This is a genomic window from Microtetraspora glauca, from assembly GCF_040656155.1.
Classification (GTDB): Bacteria; Actinomycetota; Actinomycetes; order Streptosporangiales; family Streptosporangiaceae; genus Microtetraspora; species Microtetraspora glauca.
This window is the reverse complement of record NZ_JBFALK010000007.1, coordinates 307,660-325,969: the sequence shown is the minus strand read 5'-3', so window position 1 is coordinate 325,969 and position 18,310 is coordinate 307,660. Positions and strand designations below refer to the sequence as shown.

Genomic DNA, 18,310 nt, shown 5'->3' with positions numbered 1-18,310 from the left:
GGCCGGGACGTGCTCGAAGGCGTCCGGTCCTTCATGGAGCGGCGCCCCGCCGTCTACCGCGGCGACTGACCGTCCCGCGACGGGACGCCGACCGCGCCCGCCGCCCGTCCCACCCCCGTGATCAACGAGACCCCGGCCCGCCCATGGGCCGGGGTTCCGACCTCCCCTACCCGAAAACAGCAGGGAGCCGAACGCCATGACCGGGCACGACAGCGGGGGAACGCTCCACCGCGGACTCAAACGACGGCACATGACCATGATCGGGCTCGGCGGCGTCATCAGCGCCGGCCTGTTCGTCAGCAGCGGCAAGGTGATCGCCGACACCGGCCCGGCGGCGCTGGTCGCCTACGCCCTGGGTGGCCTGATCGTCATCCTGGTGATGCGGATGCTCGGCGAGATGGCCGCCGCCCGGCCCTCGGCGGGCTCGTTCGCCGACTACGCCCGCACCGCCCTCGGCCCACGCGCCGGGTTCCTGGTGGGCTGGTGCTACTGGCTGTTTGCGATCGTCGCGGTCGCGTTCGAGGGCGTGGCGGGGGCCAAGCTGCTGCACTCCCTGTCCGGCGGCATCCCGGTGCTGCCGACGGCCGTCGCGCTGCTGGTGGCGCTCACCGCGGCCAACCTGGTCTCGGTGCGGCTGTTCGGCGAGACCGAGTTCTGGCTGGCCTCGGCCAAGGTTGTGGTGATCGTGGCGTTCCTCGGCGCCGGGACGCTGTACGCCCTGGGCCTGTGGCCGTCCGCCGGTGCCAGCGCCGGCCTCGCCACGCTGACCGAGCACGGCGGGTTCGCCCCCAAGGGTTGGGGCGCGGTCCTCACCGCCCTCGTCACAGTGCTGTTCTCCTACTTCGGCGCGGAGATCGTCACCATCGCGGCCGCCGAGTCGGCCGAACCCGCCAAGGAGGTCGCACGGGCCACCCTGCGGGTGGTCTGGCGAGTCCTGATCTTCTACGTCGGCTCGGTGCTGGTCATCCTGGTGGTCGTGCCGTGGAACCGCGTCCCGGCCAACGGCACCGACAGCCCGTTCGCCACCGCCATCGCCGAGCTCGGCGTCCCTGGCGCGGCGACCCTGATGACCTGGGTCATCCTGGTCGCGGTCGTGTCGGTGATGAACGCCGCGCTGTACGCTGCCTCGCGCGTCCTCTGCGCGATGGCCGCCCGCGGCGACGCCCCGGCCGCGGCGGCCCGGGTGCGCGCGTCCGGAGTCCCCGCGCCTGCGCTGCTCGGCGGCGCCGCGCTCGCGCTGGTCCTGATGGCCGCCGCGTTCGCGGTCGGCGACGACGCCTTCGACCTGCTGATCAACACCGCCGGGTTGCTGGTGCTGTTGCTCTACGTCTTCGTGGCGCTCAGCCAGCTGCGGCTGCGCCGCCGCATGGAGACCGAGTCGCCCGAGTTGCTCCGGCTGCGGATGTGGGGCTTCCCCTGGCTGAGCCGCGTCGTGGTGGCGCTGCTGGTGCTGGCGTTCGCCGCTGTCGCCTCGTCCGCCGAGGCGCTCCCAGTCGTCGGCGCGGTCGCCGCGGCCGTCGGCGGCACGCTCCTCGCCTACGAGATCAAGTCACGCCGCAAGGAGGCCACCGATGCCGTTGCGTAAGAGGTCGTAACAGAATCAGCGGACGAGGCGTCGCCAGGAAGATCGCGCAGGCGTTGCCGCACCTGCCGGCCAAGAACCTGTCGTGGGGGGACTTCGTCCGGCTCACCGACACCACGATGCGACTGAAACGGCAGCTGAACGGCGACCCGACCGAACGCGTCGCGGTCACCTCCGAGGCGGACCCGCTGGCGTCGAAGGTCGCGGCGTTCGCTGATCTGCCGCCCGACCAGCGTCACGCCCAGCTCGCCGCCCTGGCCGCGATGGTGTCCCGCCGCGTGTCGGCCGCGTCCGGCGGCGACGACGATGACGACGAGGGGGAGTGACGCTTCCATCTCGGATACCGCGCGCTTCACCCGCGGCCGCCTGGGCTTCTCGGCCTGCTCTGCCTAACCGCTGGTGAGCGAAGGGGCCCGAGGCCGTAAGCCTCGGGCCCCTCACAGCGGACGCGGCCCCAGCGATCGACGATCCGCTCCCAGTAGCCGGGAGAGTACGCGTCCCAAACCAGCGACGTCACACTCCTATGTACGCCCAGCCGAAGATGCTGGCGATGTCCTGGCGTTCGCCGGCCTGTGCTGCTGCCCGGGTGAGCTGGTCCCGGCTGGATTCGATCCGTTCAGATAGCGAGACCATGGTCTCCATGGCCTCAGCAGGTGCGGGCATGTTCGGCATGGCGCAGGATTCCTTCCAGTAGGTTGATCTTGCTGGTGTGGCAGTAGGTGGTTTCGGTGGCGTCCAGGCGCCCGGTCTCGAAGTACTTGTTGGCCACTTGGCCGCCGCGGCAGTAGGCGAAGTACTCGCACTGCTCGCGGCAGTTCGTGATGCCTGCCAGGGCTTCGGCGACCCACGGCACCGCCTCCGCTTGGGCCGCCAGTACGGCCATGGGGGTATCCAGGACGTTGCCGGCGGTGAACGGGCCGTGGTGTGGCGAGGAGAAGCCGGCCAGTTCCGCGCCGATGGGAAGGTAATGACCGTCCCAGGTGACCAGGGGCAGGGGCCTGACCGGGCGGCCGGCGCGCTCTGTCGCTGCGCCGGAGAGCTCCTCCCGGACGTAGGTGTAGGCGTGGTCGAGCTCTCTGATCCGGATACGCGGATCGGCCTGCCAGCTGGCCGCCAGTTCCTGCCAGAAAGCGATGACCTCAGCCTCGCTCTCCGGCTCCTGCCCGCCTGCGTAGACGCCCTTCTTCTCGGCCAGATTCACTCCCAGGTTTTCGCAGCCCAGCTCGCAGGCGAATCGGTACAGGCGGGCAGCTGTTCCCGGGGACAGATCGGACAGCACCGCGATCATGCCGAAGCTGATTCCAGCCCGGCGCAGCATGTCGATCCCGTTCATGACCCGCTCTATGCTCGGACGTCCCGCCCGGTCCAGCCGTAGGGCGTTGTCCTCAGCTGGGCCGTCGATGCTCACCGTGACACGGACGGGGACTGTCGAGAACAGCTCACACCACGCCTCGTCGATGAGCGTGGCGTTGGTTTGTACCGCATGGACCACCGGATAGCTCTCACCTGGCCCGAATGGCTCTACCAGAGAGCGGAAGTATGCCGGGCCCACTGCGAGCGGTTCGCCGCCGTGCCAGACCACGGCTACCGGATGCTGACTGGACCACTCCCGCACGCCGGCGGCAACCGCGGTAGCGACATCCACGCTCATCCGCCGAGACACCTTTCGCTCCGGCAGGTAGCAGTAGGAGCAATCGAGATTGCACAACGTCGTGGGCTGCATGAGCACCGCCCGCGCTGTACCGGCCAGTCTTACCTCTCCCGTTTGCGAGGCCCCGGCAGGCCCACCCTCCAAGGCAGTCACAGTGCGAACATACACCAGCACAATCGGTCATCACCTTGTGGATTCGTGCTGGCTCGTGTCCAGCCGGGCTGACGATCACGCCGGTATTCTGGCGATGTGCTGCCGGCATGAGGGCCGGGTACGGATACTGCGCCTCGCACTCCCGCTTCTTTTGGGGACTGCGGCTATACCTGGTCTGCGCCCCGGTCGGAATGCCGATCATGTGGACCCTGGCTCACCCGAAGATCGGCGAACGGGAGGTGCTGGCAGCAATTCTGGAGGTCGACGCCGACCTGATCTCTGCACGCGACGGCATACTCCTGATCTGCGACAAGGGGTTCGCTGGTAAGGCGTTCGAGCGGGAGCTGGCCGCGCAGCACATCACCCTGCTGCGGCCCTCGCGTAAGGACGAAAAGACTCGGTACGGCGAGCCGATGCTCAAGAAGGTCCGCCAACTGATCGAGTCGGTCAACGACACCCTCAAAGGGCAGCTCGATCTGGAAGGACACGGAGGGCGGACGTTCGAGGGCGTCGCAATCCGAGTCGCTCAGCGCATCCTGGCGATGGCCGCGGCGATCTGGCACAACAACAAGATCGGCGCACCCCTCACCCGGTCTCTGATCGCTTACGACCACTGATCAGTTCGGACTTACTCCCTAGTAGTACTTTGTTAGGTCGTCATGGTGGTCGTCGGTGACGGGTGGGGCATCGGCCTGCCCAGGTCGCCAACAAGACCTGGAGCATGTGGAGGACCTTGTAGAAGGTCGGGCCGCCCCAGCTGCTTTTGGGCTGGTCAAGCGCAGTTCGGTCAGGAACAGATGAGCGGCCGAGACCAGGGTGACGTGGCGGTGCCAGCCGGTGAAGGAACGGCCTTCGAAGTGGGTGAGGCCCAGCCCGGTCTTCAGCTCGCGGTAGTCATGCTCGATCCGCCAGCGGATCTTGGCCAGCCGGACCATGTCCCGCAGCCGGACATCGGCCGGCAGGGTGGACAACCAGTAGTCGGTGGGTTCACTCTCGCCGGGCGGCCATTCGGCGAGCAGCCATTTGGGGCGGTGCCGCTCGTGGTCGGGAATCTGGCAGCGTCGCCGCCGCTGGGCGATCCGGCCTGCCTCATCGCTGTCGGCGGCCAGCGCATCATCCGCCTCCCCGGCCACCAGGGTGATCGCCCGTTCCACCAGCCGACGCCGTACCGCCGTGTAGTTCCAGGTGGAGGAGGTGATGAACTGCTGCAGCCGCTGGTGATCCACTCCCAGTCGCTCCGCCATCGGCACCATCGACTTACGCCGACCGTCCAGCATCAGCCCACGCAGGTACAGCCCTCCGTTGAACCGCTGCTCTCGACGGGCGAACGAGGTGAACACCTCGCCCGCGAAGTCCTCGAGACGGTCACGTACTTCAGACAATTCGGCCGGGTCCCCCGGAGACGGCCGAGTACGCCGACGGCTGCGTGGTCACCATGCCCACCCGCGCGTTGGAGTTCGGCTACCCACTCCGGACCCGGTCCGTCGGCGTGCACTTCAAGCCGTGGGGGCCGGCGCCGTTCCTGCCGATGCCCGCGGCCGAGCTGCGTGACCGGCCGGTGACGGTAGAGCAGGTTTGGGGCCGGCCCGCCATTGCTGAGCTGCGAGACCGGCTGGCCACGGCGGACGGACCGCACGACATGCTGACGCTGCTCGAGGTGGAGCTAATGCGACGGCTGTGCGAGACCGCCGGCCTGGGGCTGGTCCGCCATACGAGCAGCGTCATCGCGGCGACCAGCGGGGCGGTGGCGATCGGCGACCTGAGCGTGGCAGCCGGTGTCAGCAGCACTCATCTGGCACAGCGGTTCAAGGAGCTCATCGGCGTCACGCCGAATCGGCTGGCCCGCACCTACCGCTTCGCCGCCACCGTGTTCGCGATCAACCCCGCCGGACCGATCGACTGGGGCGACCTCGCCGGTGGCGCAGGCTACTTCGACCAGGCCCACTTCGGCCACGAGTTCCGGGCGTTCACCGGGCTCACGCCGACCCGGTACGTCGAAGTCCGGCGCGGTTCCTGCGCGAACATCCCGGCCACGCGCTGGACGGCTGGCCGCTGCCGGCCGATTGATTTCTTACAAGAGCGACAGCTCACGACACGCTAATTTGGGGGCACCCCAAAGCAGAGGAGAGCCCCGTGGGCAAGGTGGTCATGTACAGCTCGGTGTCGGTGGACGGCTTCGTCGCGGACGAGAATGACCAGCCCGGACCGCTGTTCGACTGGTTGTCCAACGGTGACGTCCCGTTGGACGAGAGCGGCGAGGTGAAGGTGTCACAGACGTCCTACGACTACACCCGGGCGTACTGGGACCAGATCGGAGTCACGATCGTCGGCCGCCACGTCTTCGACCTGACGGACGGCTGGGACGGGAAGCCTCCGAGCGGTATCGACCACGTGGTCGTCGTGACGCACCGGCCGGAGCCCGAGGGCTGGGACCCCGAGGCGCCGTTTCACTTCGTCGACGGCGTCGAGGCAGCCGTGGCCAAGGCGCAGGAGCTTGCGGGTGACCGCATGGTCGAGGTCGCCGCTGGCGACGTCGGTGGCCAGGTGCTTGCCGCGGGCCTGATCGACGAGGTGCGCATGGACGTCGTACCCGTCGTGTTCGGGTCCGGCAAGCGCTACTTCGGGTCGGTCCACGCGCAGCACCTGTTGGAGGATCCTGACGTGGTGATTCAGGGCAACCGGGTGCTTCACCTGCGCTATCGGGTGCGCCGTTGACCGATCTGAGCGGGTACGCGAAGAAGTCCACTGCGAACAGTGACACAAGATCGGGCCTCCGGTTGCGTTTGCGCATCGCTGTCCCTGGTCGGGCAGCCGACGCCGATCCGCCCCAGCACCTCACCTGCGGCAAGTTCAACTCAAGATCACTGGTTGCCGGTTTCCGTCGTATCTTGGCCGACCCCCGAACGGACTTGGCCTGAGCGTGGCCTCGGGACTTTGGGCCCGATCAACGCGCCGACGCCGCCCTCCCATCAGAGCTTCTGATATCTCTCGATATCAAGCTAATCGCAGCATGACCCCTGCTGTCGGGCCTCGTGGTACGCAAGGGCCGGGCGCTGATGGTTGTCTACGACGGCGATCAGGCTGAGCTTGGCTACGAGCGGCGGCAGGTCATCAAGACCTTGCGGAAGAGCGCTGCCGGAGGTCTGCTGGCGCCGAGGTCTGCGAACCACACGAGCTACATCCGGGTATGCGCGTACGTGTGCAGCGCGTCGCGGACGAACATCGCCCCCGCCTCGTCGTCGTACATGGCCGCGAAGCGGGGGTCGTCGACGAACATGTCCCCAATGCCGTTCACCATCTCGATCGAGCGCTCCCGGTCGCCCTCGGCGGTGGGGGTGCCCGGGATCTGGCTCAGCCACTGGACGTGCCGGGCAGCCAGTGACTGAGCGTGTTCCGATGTCGGCGAATCCCCGGCCTTCACCGCGGCGACCCATGCGGCAACGAGGTCTTCGGTGTCCTGCTTCCAGGCTCGCTGCTGGTCGAGACTCTTGCCATGCCACCAGTCGTTGCTCACTTGGAACGCGCGCTCGCCCCAGCGTGAGATCACCTCGTCCTTGTAGTGGTCGTTGAACCCCGCCAACATGACATCCATCCGCGGTTCCACCCCCGCCCGCAGGGCCTCGAGCGTGTGACGAACAGAGTGGATCTGCCGTTCGATGCGGTCCCGTTCCTCTTCCAACGCGGCGATGTGGGCGCGGAGCCCGTCGAGCGTGTCCACCTCCTCGGCCAGGACCTCGGCGATGGCCGGCAAGCCCATGCCGAGCCGGCGCATGAGCAGGATCCGCTGTAGCCGGGCGACCGCGGCGGGGTTGTAGTAGCGGTACCCGTTCGCGCCGACCCGGGACGGGGCCAAGAGCCCGAAACGGTCGTAGTGACGCAGGGTCCGGCTGGTGATGCCGGCCCTCGCCGCGAGCTCCTGGATCGTCCACTCCATCGTTCCATTGTCACCCGCGGCGCAGCGTGGTCGCGATGATCTCCGAGGCGTCGGTGAGCAGGGCCTGCGCCGCCGTCTGCCCGGTCGCCGCCAGGTAGGTGTCGACCAGCCGGTTGCCCGCGGCGTACCCCGCGCCCATCGGCAATCCCACCGGGGCGACGCCGAGGTGCTCCGCGCCGGGGTCGCCGTGCACCCAGGCGGTGAAGTTCTGCATGCCTGTCACGTCGAGCCCGGTGAGCACCTTGGCGAAGACCTCGTCGTCGTGCAGGTGCGGCACGCCGATGCGGGCGGGGCCAAGCTCGTCGCCGTAGAGCTGGCGGGCGAAGGCGTCGGCCAGGCCCTCGCCGACGATGTGCTCGCCGACCGTGACGGTCATCGGGTCCCACACAACCCCGCCCGGGCTCCAACGCAGGTTGTGATTGAGCTCGTGCACGGCGGTGGCCTCCAGCCGCTCCACGTTCTCGGGGAAGGGCCAGAACGTGATGGCGATGTGGCCCGAGATGCCGCCGAACCCGGTCAATCCTTGGCAGGGACCCATGAAGTGCTCGTCACCCGGATCGCCGAGGACGAACAGCACGGTGATGTCCGGGGCCTCCAGCCCCGGCGTCGCCTCCAGCAGTACGGCGAGAGCGTTGTCGAGCGCGCGTTGCATCCGCTCCCAGGCCCCGGCCGCAGCCAGGGTTTCGAGCGCGTCGAGGCAACGCTCCTCGTCGCGGTCGATGGGGAACCCGGACGATTGGAGGTGTACGGCTACCAGGTCGAGCTCGCCTGGGTGGTAGCGGTACATGCCCGCGTTGGCCTCCAGCATCGAACGCAGCAGGTCAACGCGGTCCGCGACCGGGGCCAGCAGGATCCGCCTCATGGCGGAGTAGGTGTCAAGAACAGTGATCGACATGGCCCCGATGCTAGAAGTTGACGCAGCGTCAAGGTCAAACCAGCGGCGCTCTTCGTCGAGATACAGCTGGGCATGCCGTCACCCAGGCCCGTCGCGACCGGCGGTTCGCCGCTGCGATGGACTCACACAACTTGGTCAGCCGCTGTTCCAGCGTGCGCAGCTCCTCGGTCTTGCGGTCCGCGGTGAACGGCATCCACCGCTGCGCCCCGCCGTCGCCAACTACGCCAGAGAACCTCCTCGGAGGCCTGTCGGCGCGACCCGACAGACACAGCACCGCGACCGCGATGATCGGATATCGCCATCCAACCCGTCACGCGGAGCTACCTTGCGGCTGGTGGCACGGACCCGAGTGGGGGGCCTACCGTGGAACCACACCACGGCCAGACGCGTACCGCCGTTCGCCGCCGCTCCGAGCGCCCACGCCGCCCAGGGCACAGTCGGCCAAGGTCCTCCGGGGCCCGCGCAGAAGCACAGAAGACCTTTCGTCCGGCCCTGTCCTCGCCGGCGGGAAGCGTGGGATACCGCCGGGCTGGAGTCGACCGTGCCGAAGAAGCAGAGACCCGTCGCGGGCGCGACAGGTTGCGGGATGCATCGGCAGGGGCGCCCCGGGGTCGGCCGCCGCTGCGCGCGGGGTTTTGATCGGGATCTGTGGGCGCTATCGCAGTTGGTCGCGGCGGCGGGTCAGGTAGGCGGTCTCGGCGGTGTTGCCCGCCAGCTCGATGGCTTTGTCGTAGGCCGCGCGTGACTGCTGGCTGTGGCCCAGCCGGCGCAGCAGGTCGGCGCGGGTCGCGTGGTAGGCGTGATAGCCGGCCAACGCGTCCGCGAGACGGTCGACGGCCGCCAATGCCACCTGCGGGCCGTCGAGTTCGGCGACCGCGATGGCCCGGTTGAGGGCGATGATCGGCGAGGGATCGAGGCGGACGAGCTGGTCGTAGAGGGCCAGGGCCTGTGACCAGTCGGTGTCGCGTATGTCGCGGGCGGAGGTGTGCACGGCGTTGATCGCGGCGAGGATCTGGTAGCGGCCCGGAGCGGCCCCGGCGGCGGCAGCGGCGAGGCGCTGGCGCACCAGCCGATGCCCCTCGGCGATCAGCGCCGCGTCCCAGGCCCCACGGTCCTGCTCGGCCAGGGGGACCAGTTCGCCGCTGGCCGAGACCCGGGCGGTGCCGCGGGCCTCGGTGAGGAGCATCAGCGCCAGCAGCCCGGCCACCTCGCCGTCGTCCGGCATGAGGGCACGGATCAGGCGGGTGAGCCGGATCGCCTCGGCGGTCAGGCCGTGACGTAGGGGATCGGTGCCGGGGCCGGTCGCCAGATAGCCCTCGTTGAACACCAGGTACAGCACGGCGAGTACGCCGGAGACGCGTGCCGGGAGATCCTGCGCGGCCGGTACCCGATAGGGGATGCAGGCCGCCTTGATCTTGGCCTTCGCGCGGGTGATCCGCCGCTCCATGGCGGTCTCCTGCACCAGGAAGGCGCGGGCGATCTCGGGCACGGTCAGACCGCCGACCATGCGCAGCGTCAGCGCTACGCGGGTCTGCAGCGCCAGCGCCGGGTGACAGCAGGTGAAGATCAGTCGGAGCCGGTCGTCGTCGATGGCGCCGACAGGCTCGGGCGGGTCGTGGTCGTAGACCATCTGAGCCTTCTTGTGCTTGTCATCGCGCTTGTTCTCGCGCCGGATCCGGTCGATGGCCCTGCGGTTGGCGGTTGTGGTCAGCCAGGCGCCGGGGTTGGGGGGTACGCCGCCCGCCGGCCACCGCTCGACGGCGGTCGCGAACGCCTCGGCAGCCGCCTCCTCGGCGATGTCGAGGTCACCGAAGCGCCTGGTCAGGGAGGCGACCACCCGCACCCACTCCTCGTGGTGGGCCCGGGTGATCGCCTCCTCGACGTCGCTCACTGGAACGGCCGCACCTCGACCTTCCGATCGCAGACCTTCGACGCATCGGCGGCGAGCTTGAGCGCCACATCCAGATCGGGGGCCTCCCACACCCAGACGCCGGCGAGGTACTCCTTCGACTCCACGAAAGGCCCATCGCTGAACACCGCCTGCTCGCCCCGGTTGTCGATGACCGTGGCCGCGTCGGTGTCCGCGAGTCCGCCCGCGAAAACCCAGTAGCCCTCGGCGATCAGTCGTTCGTTGAACGCGCTGATGGCAGGCTGCCTGTCCGTGCTGCCGGGATTGCTCTTGTCATCGATTACGGAAACCAGGTACCGCATCTGAAGATCGTCTCCTGTGGTGTCAAGGCAGCGTGGTTCGGTGGTCAGGGACTTCAGGCCGTTGCATACCGCGGGCGCCCGGCCGGCCGGTAGACCTGGATCGTCACGCCCTTGGAGTCGACGCGCGACTCGACCAGGTCGAGCGCAAGATCCGGACCGGTCTCCGGGAACAGCCGCGTGCCCTGGCCGACGACCACCGGGACGGTGATCAGAGTCATCTCGTCGACCAGATCGTTCTCCAGCAGCCACCGAGTCAGGATGCCACTGCCGTGCACCTGCAGTTCACCCCCGGGCTTGGCCTTCAGCTTGCTGATGGCCGCCGCGAGGTCACCGCGGAGAACGGTCGTGTCCTCCCAACGCGGCGCGGTGAGCGTGGTCGAGGCAACGTACTTGGGGGCCTCGTTCAAGGCCACGCCGATGGGATGTGCGCGCATCTGGTCGATTGATCCCCAGGAGCCGGCGAACAACTCGTAGGTGCGCCGGCCGAACAGGAACGCCTCGGCGCGCTGGTAGGTCTGCGTGATGAACGTCCTGGTCTCGTCGTCGCCCTTCCCCCGGGCCCATCCGCCGCGCTCGAATCCGTTCCTGCGGTCATCCGACGCACCGCCGTTTCCCTGCATCACTCCATCGAGGGTGACCTGGGTCATGGTCGCCAGCCTCATGATCGCGGTTCCTTCACCTTGGTGCCGCCCCTTGCGGGCGGCCTCACCCCTGCTACGAACACCACCGCCCCGATCCGACACCGCCTCCCGGATGTCTTTGAAGAGCTTTCCGGGACGCCGGTCGTCAGCGATCCGACAGCACGACGGCTTCGCGGCGACGGCGCTCAACTTCCTCGAGCGCGCCCAGCGCGGACGAGGTGAAGCTGGAGGCAGCCCGAGCCGGGAGTCGCCGGGGAGGGCGGGAGCAGCCTCGACAAAGTCGCGCCGGTCCAGCACTACCGGATGGGCCGGGCGCGGTGAGCGAGACGGGACGGTATACGCGAGGAACCGGTGTCTCTACGCCTCTTGACGTGTCTACCAGCTCTAACCCGGTGGATTCGGGCTGGCAAGCGGCGCGCCCCCGCCCCCTCGGCATCGCGTGGGCGGGGAACTTCGGGTCGGGTCTTAAGAGCCTGGGCCCGGAGGCCACGGTGAAGGACTACGGCGTAGCCGTGGCGATGTCGCAGGGTAGAGCCGGGTGCCTAACCCGTCGATCGGACAGCAGTGAACGTGGGAACCGTCCGTGATCCGTTCCCGGCTGCGCGCCGTCCAGACACGCGGTGCCGGGACAGGCCCGACGTCGGCCGAAGGCGCGGATGGGGCGGAGCCGTCGTAGTACTCCGAGCGCGGGAGAGCCGCGTGCATGGGGAAGGGCGGCAGCGTGCCAGTCAACGAAGGGAACGCAATGTCCGAAGACGCACCGGTGAATATCGGTGCCAGCGCTTGGCCGGACCCCTGGTCGGCCGAGCGTGCGGTACGGAGGATGCAGACCAATCGCGTGGTCCACATCGACGAGGGCTTCGACTTCCTCGGGCACCACATCCGCCGCCAGCGGAAACGAGGAACGAACAAGTTCTTCGTCTACACCAAGCCGTCCAAGAAAGCCGTCCAAGCGATCAAGGACAAGGTGTCGGCGAAGACGCACAGGTCAACCCGCGATCAGGATCCGGCCGAGCTGATCCTCAGCTTGAACCGGATGCTGCGCGGGTGGGCGACCTACTTCCGGCATGGAGTATCAAAGGCGATCTTCGGCTTGATCGACGCCCACACGTGGGACCGGTCGATGCGGTGGATCCGCCGGAAATACGCGGGCAAAGCCCGCCTCAGCATGAACGAGTTCAGGCGTCGCTTCTGCGACACAGGCTGGAGGATCGCCCACCAGGGGACCGCCTTCACCGGCGCGTCCAAGGCCAGGATCGAACGCTACCGCTATCGCGGCGGCAACATTCCGACCCCCTGGACCGCCGAACCCGCAGGAACCTGACCAGCGGGCAAGGCACGTGGAGCGCCCGGTGCGTGGAGACGCGCACGCCGGGTGCGGCGGGCGGGCCGGGGAAACCCACCGTGAGCAATCACGGCAGGGCGCCCCGGTCCGACCCAACCCGACACCCCGACATCACCGGCCGCACGAGGAAGAAGGAGAAACCAGCATGGCGATTCAGCGGATGGACAACGTCGGCATCGTCGTCGAGGACATGGATGCCGCCATCGCGTTCTTCGTGGAACTCGGTATGGAGCTGGAGGGCAGGGCGGAGGTCGAGGGCCTCTTCGCCGACCAGTGCACCGGACTCGACGGCGTCCGCTGTGACATCGCGATGGTCCGGACCCCGGACGGTCACAGTCGGCTCGAGCTGGCGAAGTACCGCAGCCCAGCGGTGATCAGCGCCGGGCCGCGCAACCGGCCGCACAACATTCTGGGCACGCACCGCGTCATGTTCGCCGTCGACGACATCGAGGACACCGTTGCCCGCCTGCGCCCTCACGGCGCCGAACTCGTCGGCGAGATCGCCCGGTTCGAGGACAGCTATCTGCTCTGCTACCTCCGCGGCCCGGAGGGCATCATCGTCGGGCTGGCCGAGCAACTGCGCTGAGAAGGAGGAACCGAACCATGCAGCCGAACGAGATCATCGAGGTTCTGAACCGCCCGATCAGCCAGGAGTTGCTAGCCAAGGTCCGCCTACCCGAGTCCCACGGCCTCGGACCTACCGGTCGTCCTCGACATGCCCGGCAAGGTCGCCGACTTCCTCCGCGCTGCCGACCTGGAGGACGTCGAACGGGCCGCACTCGACCAGGGCGTCACCGTACGGCGCGGCCAGGGCTACAGCCTGCGTGTCACCACCGCACCCACGGTCCACCGCCAGCTTCTCGACCGCTGCCAGCCGCTCGACGGCACCGCATCGGTCCCGGCCCAGCGCAAGGCCCGCCACGAGTACGCGAAAGGCTGTCGGCCCTCCCGTGAGGCGTGTTGGTGATCTTCTCTCGGAATCACTCGTTTATGAGAACCATGGAGTCTTCCGCACGGGTTCACCGTCCTCGGCGGGACGGGTCCACCGGCCCGCCCCATTACCTCTGCCTTTCCCTCCGTCCCTCAGTTGGCGGCGGGTCAGTCCAGGAGATCGCCGCGTGTAGCGTTTTGACACCTTCCATGGGTAACCGCTATCTATTGGCCAACCGTTAGGGGGTGACATGCAGGACGCAGTGCTGGCGATGCTCGCCAAGGAGCCGTCGCATGGGTACCACTTGCACGCTCGGCTGCGGCGCAGTCTTGGCCCGTTGGGCGAGTCGATGAACCGCGGTCAGATCTATGTGACGTTGGCCCGGTTGGAGCGAGCGGGGCTCGTTGTCTGTGAGCGGGCGGACGGCCTGCCCGAGCGGCCGGAGCGCAAGGTCTATGCGCTGACGCCGGCCGGGCAGCAACGGGTGGCCGCCTGGCTGGCCGAGGTGGGCTGGCCGAAACCGGACCTGGCGGAGTTCCACCTCAAGCTCGCCGCTGCCGCCGCGGCCCGGCTGGCCGACCCGGTGGAGCTGGTGGCGGCGCAGCGCCGGGAGCTGCTGCGCCGCTTGCGTGAGGTGCAGCAGGCGGCGCTGGCCGAGCCGGCGGGGTCGGGCGCCGGCCTGCTGCTGGAGGGGGTCGTGCTGCGGCTGCAGGCGGACCTGCGCTGGCTGGATGCCTGCGAGCGGGCCTGGTCCAAGGTCGATGACGAATCCGAGGGCGCATGAACGTGTCGAGTGCCGTGGTTCGTGTCCACGGCCTGGTGAAGCAGCATGGTCGGGGGCAGGGCCGGGTCCGGGCGGTCGATGACGTCGACCTGGAGGTGCCCGAAGGCCAGATGCTGGCCGTGATGGGGCCGAGCGGTTGCGGGAAATCCACCCTGCTGCACCTGCTGGGTGGCCTGGAGCGGCCCAGCGACGGGGAGGTGTGGCTGGCCGGTCAGCGCATCGACACCCTGAGCGAGCGAGCTCTGGCGCGCATGCGGCGCCGGTCGGTGGGATTCGTCTTCCAGGCCTTCCATCTGGTGGAGGAGTTGTCAGCCGCCGAGAACGTGGAGCTGCCCGCGCTGCTGGCCGGGCGTTCGCGCCGCCAGGCCAGGCGGCACGCGAACCTGCTGCTGGAACGGGTCGGGCTCGCCGACCGCGCCCGGCACCTGCCGTCGCAACTGTCGGGAGGGCAGCGTCAGCGGGTCGCCGTCGCTCGCGCGCTGGTCAACGACCCGCTGGTCGTCCTGGCCGACGAGCCGACCGGCAACCTCGACACCGCGGCGACCCTCGATGTGCTGAGAATCTTCGAGGAGCTGCGTTCCGCGGGGCAGACCTTCGTGATCGTCACGCATGACGAGCGGGTCGCGGCCACGGCGGATCGGCTGGTCTCGATGCGCGACGGGATGTTCGTCGACGACACCCGGCTGGCCGGCTCCCACACGCGCGGGCTCGGCGGGCTGATCGGGCTGGAGGACTGAACGCCATGGGCTCCATCGTGCTCATCGTCCGCCTCGTGCTGGCCGACGTGCGCCGGCACAAGGTCCAAGCCGCGATGCTCCTGCTCGCGGTGACCGTGGCCACCGCCACGATGGCCCTGGGCCTGTCCCTGCGCGGCGTGAGCGACGCGCTGTACGAGCAGACCCGCGCGGCCACCGCCGGGCCGGACGTGGTGGCACTTTCCGGCGACGCGGGCCCCGCCGTGACCTCGGCCCTGGCCTCGCTGGCGGACGCTCCCGAAGTGGTCGCCCACCATGGCCCCTATCGCGTCGTCTACGCCGACCTCACCACGCGCGATTCCACCTTGTCCCCAGTGGTGGTGCACGGCTTCGCCGAGACGCCCGGCGCGGTCAACCGGCCGCTGGTGACCTCGGGTCATTGGGTACGCTCCGGCGGCACGGTCCTCGAACGCGGCTTCGCCACCGCGCTGGGCGTCGGCGTCGGCGACCACGTAACCATCGCCGGCCGGTCGTACCCCGTCGTCGGGATCGCCGTCACCGCGGCCACCTCCATCTACCCCTGGGCGGCGCAGATCGGCCCGGGCGGTGGTCCCAGCGACTACAGCGGCCTGGCCTGGATGACCCGATCAGATGCCCGGACACTGGCGTCGTCACACGATCTCCCGGTGACCTTGGCCATGGACCTCAAGCTGCGCGACCCCGCCGCGACCGAGGCCTTCCTCGACGCCCACCGTGCCTCCGCCGTGACCAACTTCCGCTCCTGGCAGTTCACGGCCGAGCAGGACATGGTCATCCTCAGAAGCAGCCAGCCCATCCTGGTCGTCGGTAGCTGGCTGCTCAGCTTCCTGGCCATCACCGGAGTGGCGGCGCTGGCCGCGGGACGCGCCGTCGAGCAGACGCGCCGGGCCGGGCTGCTCAAGGCCGTCGGGGCCGCCCCGGGACTGATCGCCACCGTCCTGCTCAGCGAGTACCTGGCGCTGGCGCTGGCCGGCGACACGCTGGGGTTGGTGATCGCCCGCCTGACCGTGCCCGCCATCGCCAGCCCCACCGCCAGCCGGATCGGCGACGCGGCCGGGCCCGGCGGTGCCACCGTCGCCACGGCGACCGTCCTCGCCGTGGCGGTGGCGGTGCTGTCCACGCTGCGTCCCACGCTGCGGGCCATGCGCACGGCGACCGTCACGGCGCTGACCGCCACCGCGCGCCGGCCCCGTCACCGACCCTGGCTCACCGCGCTGTCAGCGCTGCTGCCCACGCCGCTGTTGCTCGGGCTGCGGCTGACCGCCCGCCGGCCGGGCCGCGCCGTGCTGCAGGCGTGCTCCACCGCCACCACGGTGATCGCGATCGTGGCCCTGCTGACCCTCTACGCCCAGCCGGAGAGGGGTTATGGCCTGAGCGGCTCCTCCGTCCTGCCCAACCTGCGAGAGGTTCACGACCGCCGGCTGATGCTCGCCGTCACCATCCTGCTGATCGCACTCGCCGTCGTGAACACCATCACGCTCACTTGGACCACTGCCATAGAGGCCCGGGCGAACATGGCCATCGCACGTACGCTCGGCGCCACCCCAGGACAGATCTCCGCGGGGCTGTCCATCGCCCAGCTCCTGCCCAGCCTGCCAGGCTCGGTCATCGGCATCCCTCTGGGCGTCGGCCTGCTCTCGCTCTTCGCCGCCGGGAATCCGGCCGACCCCCCCTCCTCCTGGCTGCTCGGTGCCGCACTCGCGACTCTCGTGGCGACGGCGGCGCTCACCGCCCTGCCCGCACGCCTGGCGGCCCGCCGACCCGTGGCGCAGACCCTCAGCGCCGAAACAGCGTGACGCGGGGGACGGGCTGGCCGCGGCGGGCGGCCTCGGCCTTCAGGCGCTTCCTGAGCATCCTGCCCTGGCCGAGGAACGAGCGGTTCCGCTCGCGGCGGTTCCCGGAGAGGCTCCAGTCGTTCAGGGCCCGCTCGACCCGCACGCTCAGCCGGTCGCCTTCTCCGGTCGCGGCACCGACGAGCACCACGTTCTCCTGCCACTCCATGGCCGGGCCGTGGCGGTGGAAGGTCAGGCACACCGGCCCCTCGGCCGCCTGGACGCCCGCGGGCAGCCGCAGGTCGAAGCCGGCCTCGGTGCGTACGGCGGAGCGGGTGCGCACGGCCAGCGGCATACCGTCGGCGACCATGGTGACGACGGGCTCGCCCAGGTGTGCCGCACGGTCGGCGAAGGGCCGCCAGTCCGCCGGCGGGGCCAACCGGCTCGGCAGCCGGCCCGTGGGGGCGGGATCGGAGGCGGGGACCGCGACGTCCCCCGGGCCCGTCCAGACCTCGGGTGTCCTGGACAGGTCGCCCTCGGGCCACCAGACGATCCTCTCGGGTGTGACCTCCACCCAGATGCGGGCGAAATACCACCCCAGCCGCTTCACCAGGAACCACGGCATCCCGGCGAACCCGGCACCGGTCTTGGCGAGCGACTCGCGGACGTACCTGTCGGTGTTGGCCTGCAGATCCGCGTCGCGTACGGTCGCCCGGCCCTGCACGAGGACGATGGGCGCCCGGTCCAGTTCGGTGCCCTCGGCGCTGGAGTAGAGCAGCGCGACGCGCGGGTCGCGCCGGGCGCGCTCGGCCTTGCCGGGGTAGGTGAGCCCGGTGCTCACGTCGAGCGTGCCGCCCGCGCCGACGTACGGCGTGACGGGCCAGGTGACGGGCCGGCCGTCGCGGGTGAGCGAGGCGTACTCGCAGACCATGGCGCGGTCGAGAATCTCGGCCGCCTCGCGCGGCCACGTGGTCGATGCGGATGTGGTCATCACGACTCCAAGAGAGCGTTTGCGGGGGCGGTGGCGCCGTACAGGCGGGTGAAACGCCGCCGGTAGGCCGGCCACCAGAACAGGCGGAACATGAGCCGGGCCACTACGGGCAGGTCGGCGTACGACGCCGCGAGCAGGTCGGCGTCCGCACTCGAGGCGAGCCAGCCGAAGATGACGGGGACCCGGCGGCGGCCGAAGTCGTCCATCGCCTGGCGTTTGTCGGCCTCGACGTCGTCGAGGGTGAGGTGGCGGAGCATGAGCGGCACGGCGATCCGCTCCTCGTGGTCGAGGTGCTCGTTGACGAGCTCGTGCAGCCGCCGCAGGATGGGCGCGCGCTCGGCCAGGGGCACCCCGCGATCGGAGGCGGCCGCGATGAGCGGGTCGAGCACGGAGTGCTCGGACTCCAGCTCGGCCAGCGCGTCCGCCGCCTCCGGGGCGCGGCCGACGAGCGTGGGCCACAGGCCGTCGTCCTCGTGCGAGTGGTGGGCGTGCAGCATGTCCAGCACGAGCGCGAGCTGCTCCTCCAGCAGCTCCTCGTGCGCGTCGTCGCGCGGGTTGCCGCACGGCTCGGCCAGGCGGCCGAACTCGGCGCGGAAACCGGCGTGCATCATCAGGAAGCCGGTCAGGTGTTCTGGTGTGATCATCTTCTGTCCCCTCACGTGTCGGGAACAGAGTGCGCGACCCGC

Annotated in this window: 19 protein-coding genes and 2 pseudogenes; 11 read left to right on the top strand and 10 right to left on the bottom strand. The window is 69.5% G+C overall.

Annotation, left to right across the window (positions count from 1 at the left end; translation table 11 throughout):
- The first annotated feature begins 196 nt into the window (after positions 1–196).
- Together AB0I59_RS16040 and AB0I59_RS16035 are read left to right on the top strand one after the other, a co-directional pair.
- Positions 197–1,585: an amino acid permease gene (locus AB0I59_RS16040; protein ID WP_358133410.1), complete on the top strand. Its 1,389-nt coding sequence runs from the start codon at positions 197–199 to the stop codon at positions 1,583–1,585.
- Positions 1,586–1,638: 53 nt separating this feature from the next.
- Positions 1,639–1,908: a hypothetical protein gene (locus tag AB0I59_RS16035; protein ID WP_358133407.1), complete on the top strand. Its 270-nt coding sequence runs from the start codon at positions 1,639–1,641 to the stop codon at positions 1,906–1,908.
- Positions 1,909–2,095: 187 nt separating this feature from the next.
- Here the strand turns inward: AB0I59_RS16035 and AB0I59_RS16030 are convergent, their stop codons facing one another.
- Complete coding sequence (locus tag AB0I59_RS16030; protein ID WP_358133404.1) at positions 2,096–2,254, bottom strand: hypothetical protein; 159 nt, start codon at positions 2,252–2,254, stop codon at positions 2,096–2,098.
- Positions 2,229–3,305: a cyclophane-forming radical SAM peptide maturase AmcB gene (gene amcB / locus AB0I59_RS16025; protein WP_063818872.1), complete on the bottom strand. Its 1,077-nt coding sequence runs from the start codon at positions 3,303–3,305 to the stop codon at positions 2,229–2,231. The genes AB0I59_RS16030 and amcB overlap by 26 nt, the downstream gene beginning before the upstream one ends.
- A gap of 194 nt (positions 3,306–3,499) precedes the next feature.
- On the opposite strand from amcB, the pseudogene AB0I59_RS16020 reads away from it, so the two are divergent.
- Positions 3,500–4,003: pseudogene (locus tag AB0I59_RS16020) on the top strand (transposase); the annotation flags it as partial.
- Between the two features lie 90 nt (positions 4,004–4,093).
- On the opposite strand, the pseudogene AB0I59_RS16015 reads toward AB0I59_RS16020, so the two are convergent.
- A pseudogene (locus AB0I59_RS16015) lies at positions 4,094–4,768 on the bottom strand (transposase); the annotation flags it as partial.
- 53 nt (positions 4,769–4,821) lie between these two features.
- Here AB0I59_RS16015 and AB0I59_RS16010 point away from each other — a divergent pair.
- Positions 4,822–5,487 carry a helix-turn-helix domain-containing protein gene (locus tag AB0I59_RS16010; protein WP_358133401.1) on the top strand — a complete coding sequence of 222 codons (666 nt, stop codon included), beginning with the start codon at positions 4,822–4,824 and terminating at the stop codon, positions 5,485–5,487.
- A gap of 32 nt (positions 5,488–5,519) precedes the next feature.
- On the top strand, positions 5,520–6,101 hold the full coding sequence (locus AB0I59_RS16005) for a dihydrofolate reductase family protein (RefSeq protein ID WP_061258391.1): 582 nt from the start codon (positions 5,520–5,522) through the stop codon (positions 6,099–6,101).
- 460 nt (positions 6,102–6,561) lie between these two features.
- Here the strand turns inward: AB0I59_RS16005 and AB0I59_RS16000 are convergent, their stop codons facing one another.
- The 5 genes from AB0I59_RS16000 to AB0I59_RS15980 form a co-directional block, all read right to left on the bottom strand.
- Positions 6,562–7,320 (bottom strand): MerR family transcriptional regulator, encoded by a 759-nt coding sequence (locus tag AB0I59_RS16000; protein ID WP_061258392.1) that lies wholly within the window; start codon positions 7,318–7,320, stop codon positions 6,562–6,564.
- Positions 7,321–7,330: 10 nt separating this feature from the next.
- Positions 7,331–8,215 carry a DUF2268 domain-containing putative Zn-dependent protease gene (locus tag AB0I59_RS15995; protein WP_358133397.1) on the bottom strand — a complete coding sequence of 295 codons (885 nt, stop codon included), beginning with the start codon at positions 8,213–8,215 and terminating at the stop codon, positions 7,331–7,333.
- A gap of 655 nt (positions 8,216–8,870) precedes the next feature.
- Positions 8,871–10,106 carry an RNA polymerase sigma factor gene (locus tag AB0I59_RS15990; protein WP_358133394.1) on the bottom strand — a complete coding sequence of 412 codons (1,236 nt, stop codon included), beginning with the start codon at positions 10,104–10,106 and terminating at the stop codon, positions 8,871–8,873.
- Positions 10,103–10,426 (bottom strand): YciI family protein, encoded by a 324-nt coding sequence (locus tag AB0I59_RS15985; protein ID WP_358133392.1) that lies wholly within the window; start codon positions 10,424–10,426, stop codon positions 10,103–10,105. Before AB0I59_RS15985 ends, AB0I59_RS15990 begins: the two co-directional genes overlap by 4 nt.
- Before the next feature lie 53 nt (positions 10,427–10,479).
- Positions 10,480–11,088 (bottom strand): dihydrofolate reductase family protein, encoded by a 609-nt coding sequence (locus tag AB0I59_RS15980; RefSeq protein WP_358133389.1) that lies wholly within the window; start codon positions 11,086–11,088, stop codon positions 10,480–10,482.
- A gap of 682 nt (positions 11,089–11,770) precedes the next feature.
- Between AB0I59_RS15980 and AB0I59_RS15975 the strand changes: the two genes are divergently transcribed.
- The 6 genes from AB0I59_RS15975 to AB0I59_RS15950 all read left to right on the top strand — a co-directional run bounded on the left by AB0I59_RS15975 (position 11,771) and on the right by AB0I59_RS15950 (position 16,657).
- The gene (locus AB0I59_RS15975) at positions 11,771–12,391 is read left to right on the top strand and encodes a group II intron maturase-specific domain-containing protein (RefSeq protein WP_358133387.1); all 621 of its coding nucleotides are present in this window, start codon (positions 11,771–11,773) and stop codon (positions 12,389–12,391) included.
- Positions 12,392–12,572: 181 nt separating this feature from the next.
- Positions 12,573–12,998, top strand: a complete 426-nt coding sequence (locus AB0I59_RS15970) for a VOC family protein (protein WP_435830973.1) — start codon at positions 12,573–12,575, stop codon at positions 12,996–12,998.
- A 129-nt stretch (positions 12,999–13,127) separates the two neighbouring features.
- Positions 13,128–13,379, top strand: coding sequence for a hypothetical protein (locus AB0I59_RS15965; RefSeq protein ID WP_358133383.1), 252 nt, complete (start codon positions 13,128–13,130; stop codon positions 13,377–13,379).
- A 214-nt stretch (positions 13,380–13,593) separates the two neighbouring features.
- Complete coding sequence (locus AB0I59_RS15960) at positions 13,594–14,127, top strand: PadR family transcriptional regulator (protein ID WP_358133381.1); 534 nt, start codon at positions 13,594–13,596, stop codon at positions 14,125–14,127.
- Positions 14,124–14,864, top strand: a complete 741-nt coding sequence (locus AB0I59_RS15955) for an ABC transporter ATP-binding protein (RefSeq protein ID WP_358133379.1) — start codon at positions 14,124–14,126, stop codon at positions 14,862–14,864. Before AB0I59_RS15960 ends, AB0I59_RS15955 begins: the two co-directional genes overlap by 4 nt.
- Before the next feature lie 5 nt (positions 14,865–14,869).
- The gene (locus AB0I59_RS15950) at positions 14,870–16,657 is read left to right on the top strand and encodes an ABC transporter permease (protein ID WP_358133376.1); all 1,788 of its coding nucleotides are present in this window, start codon (positions 14,870–14,872) and stop codon (positions 16,655–16,657) included.
- Here the strand turns inward: AB0I59_RS15950 and AB0I59_RS15945 are convergent.
- Complete coding sequence (locus AB0I59_RS15945; protein ID WP_358133373.1) at positions 16,638–17,624, bottom strand: pyridoxamine 5'-phosphate oxidase family protein; 987 nt, start codon at positions 17,622–17,624, stop codon at positions 16,638–16,640. The two genes, AB0I59_RS15950 and AB0I59_RS15945, sit on opposite strands and share 20 nt — an antisense overlap.
- On the bottom strand, positions 17,624–18,268 hold the full coding sequence (locus AB0I59_RS15940) for a hemerythrin domain-containing protein (protein WP_061258402.1): 645 nt from the start codon (positions 18,266–18,268) through the stop codon (positions 17,624–17,626). Before AB0I59_RS15940 ends, AB0I59_RS15945 begins: the two co-directional genes overlap by 1 nt.
- Positions 18,269–18,310: the final 42 nt, after the last annotated feature.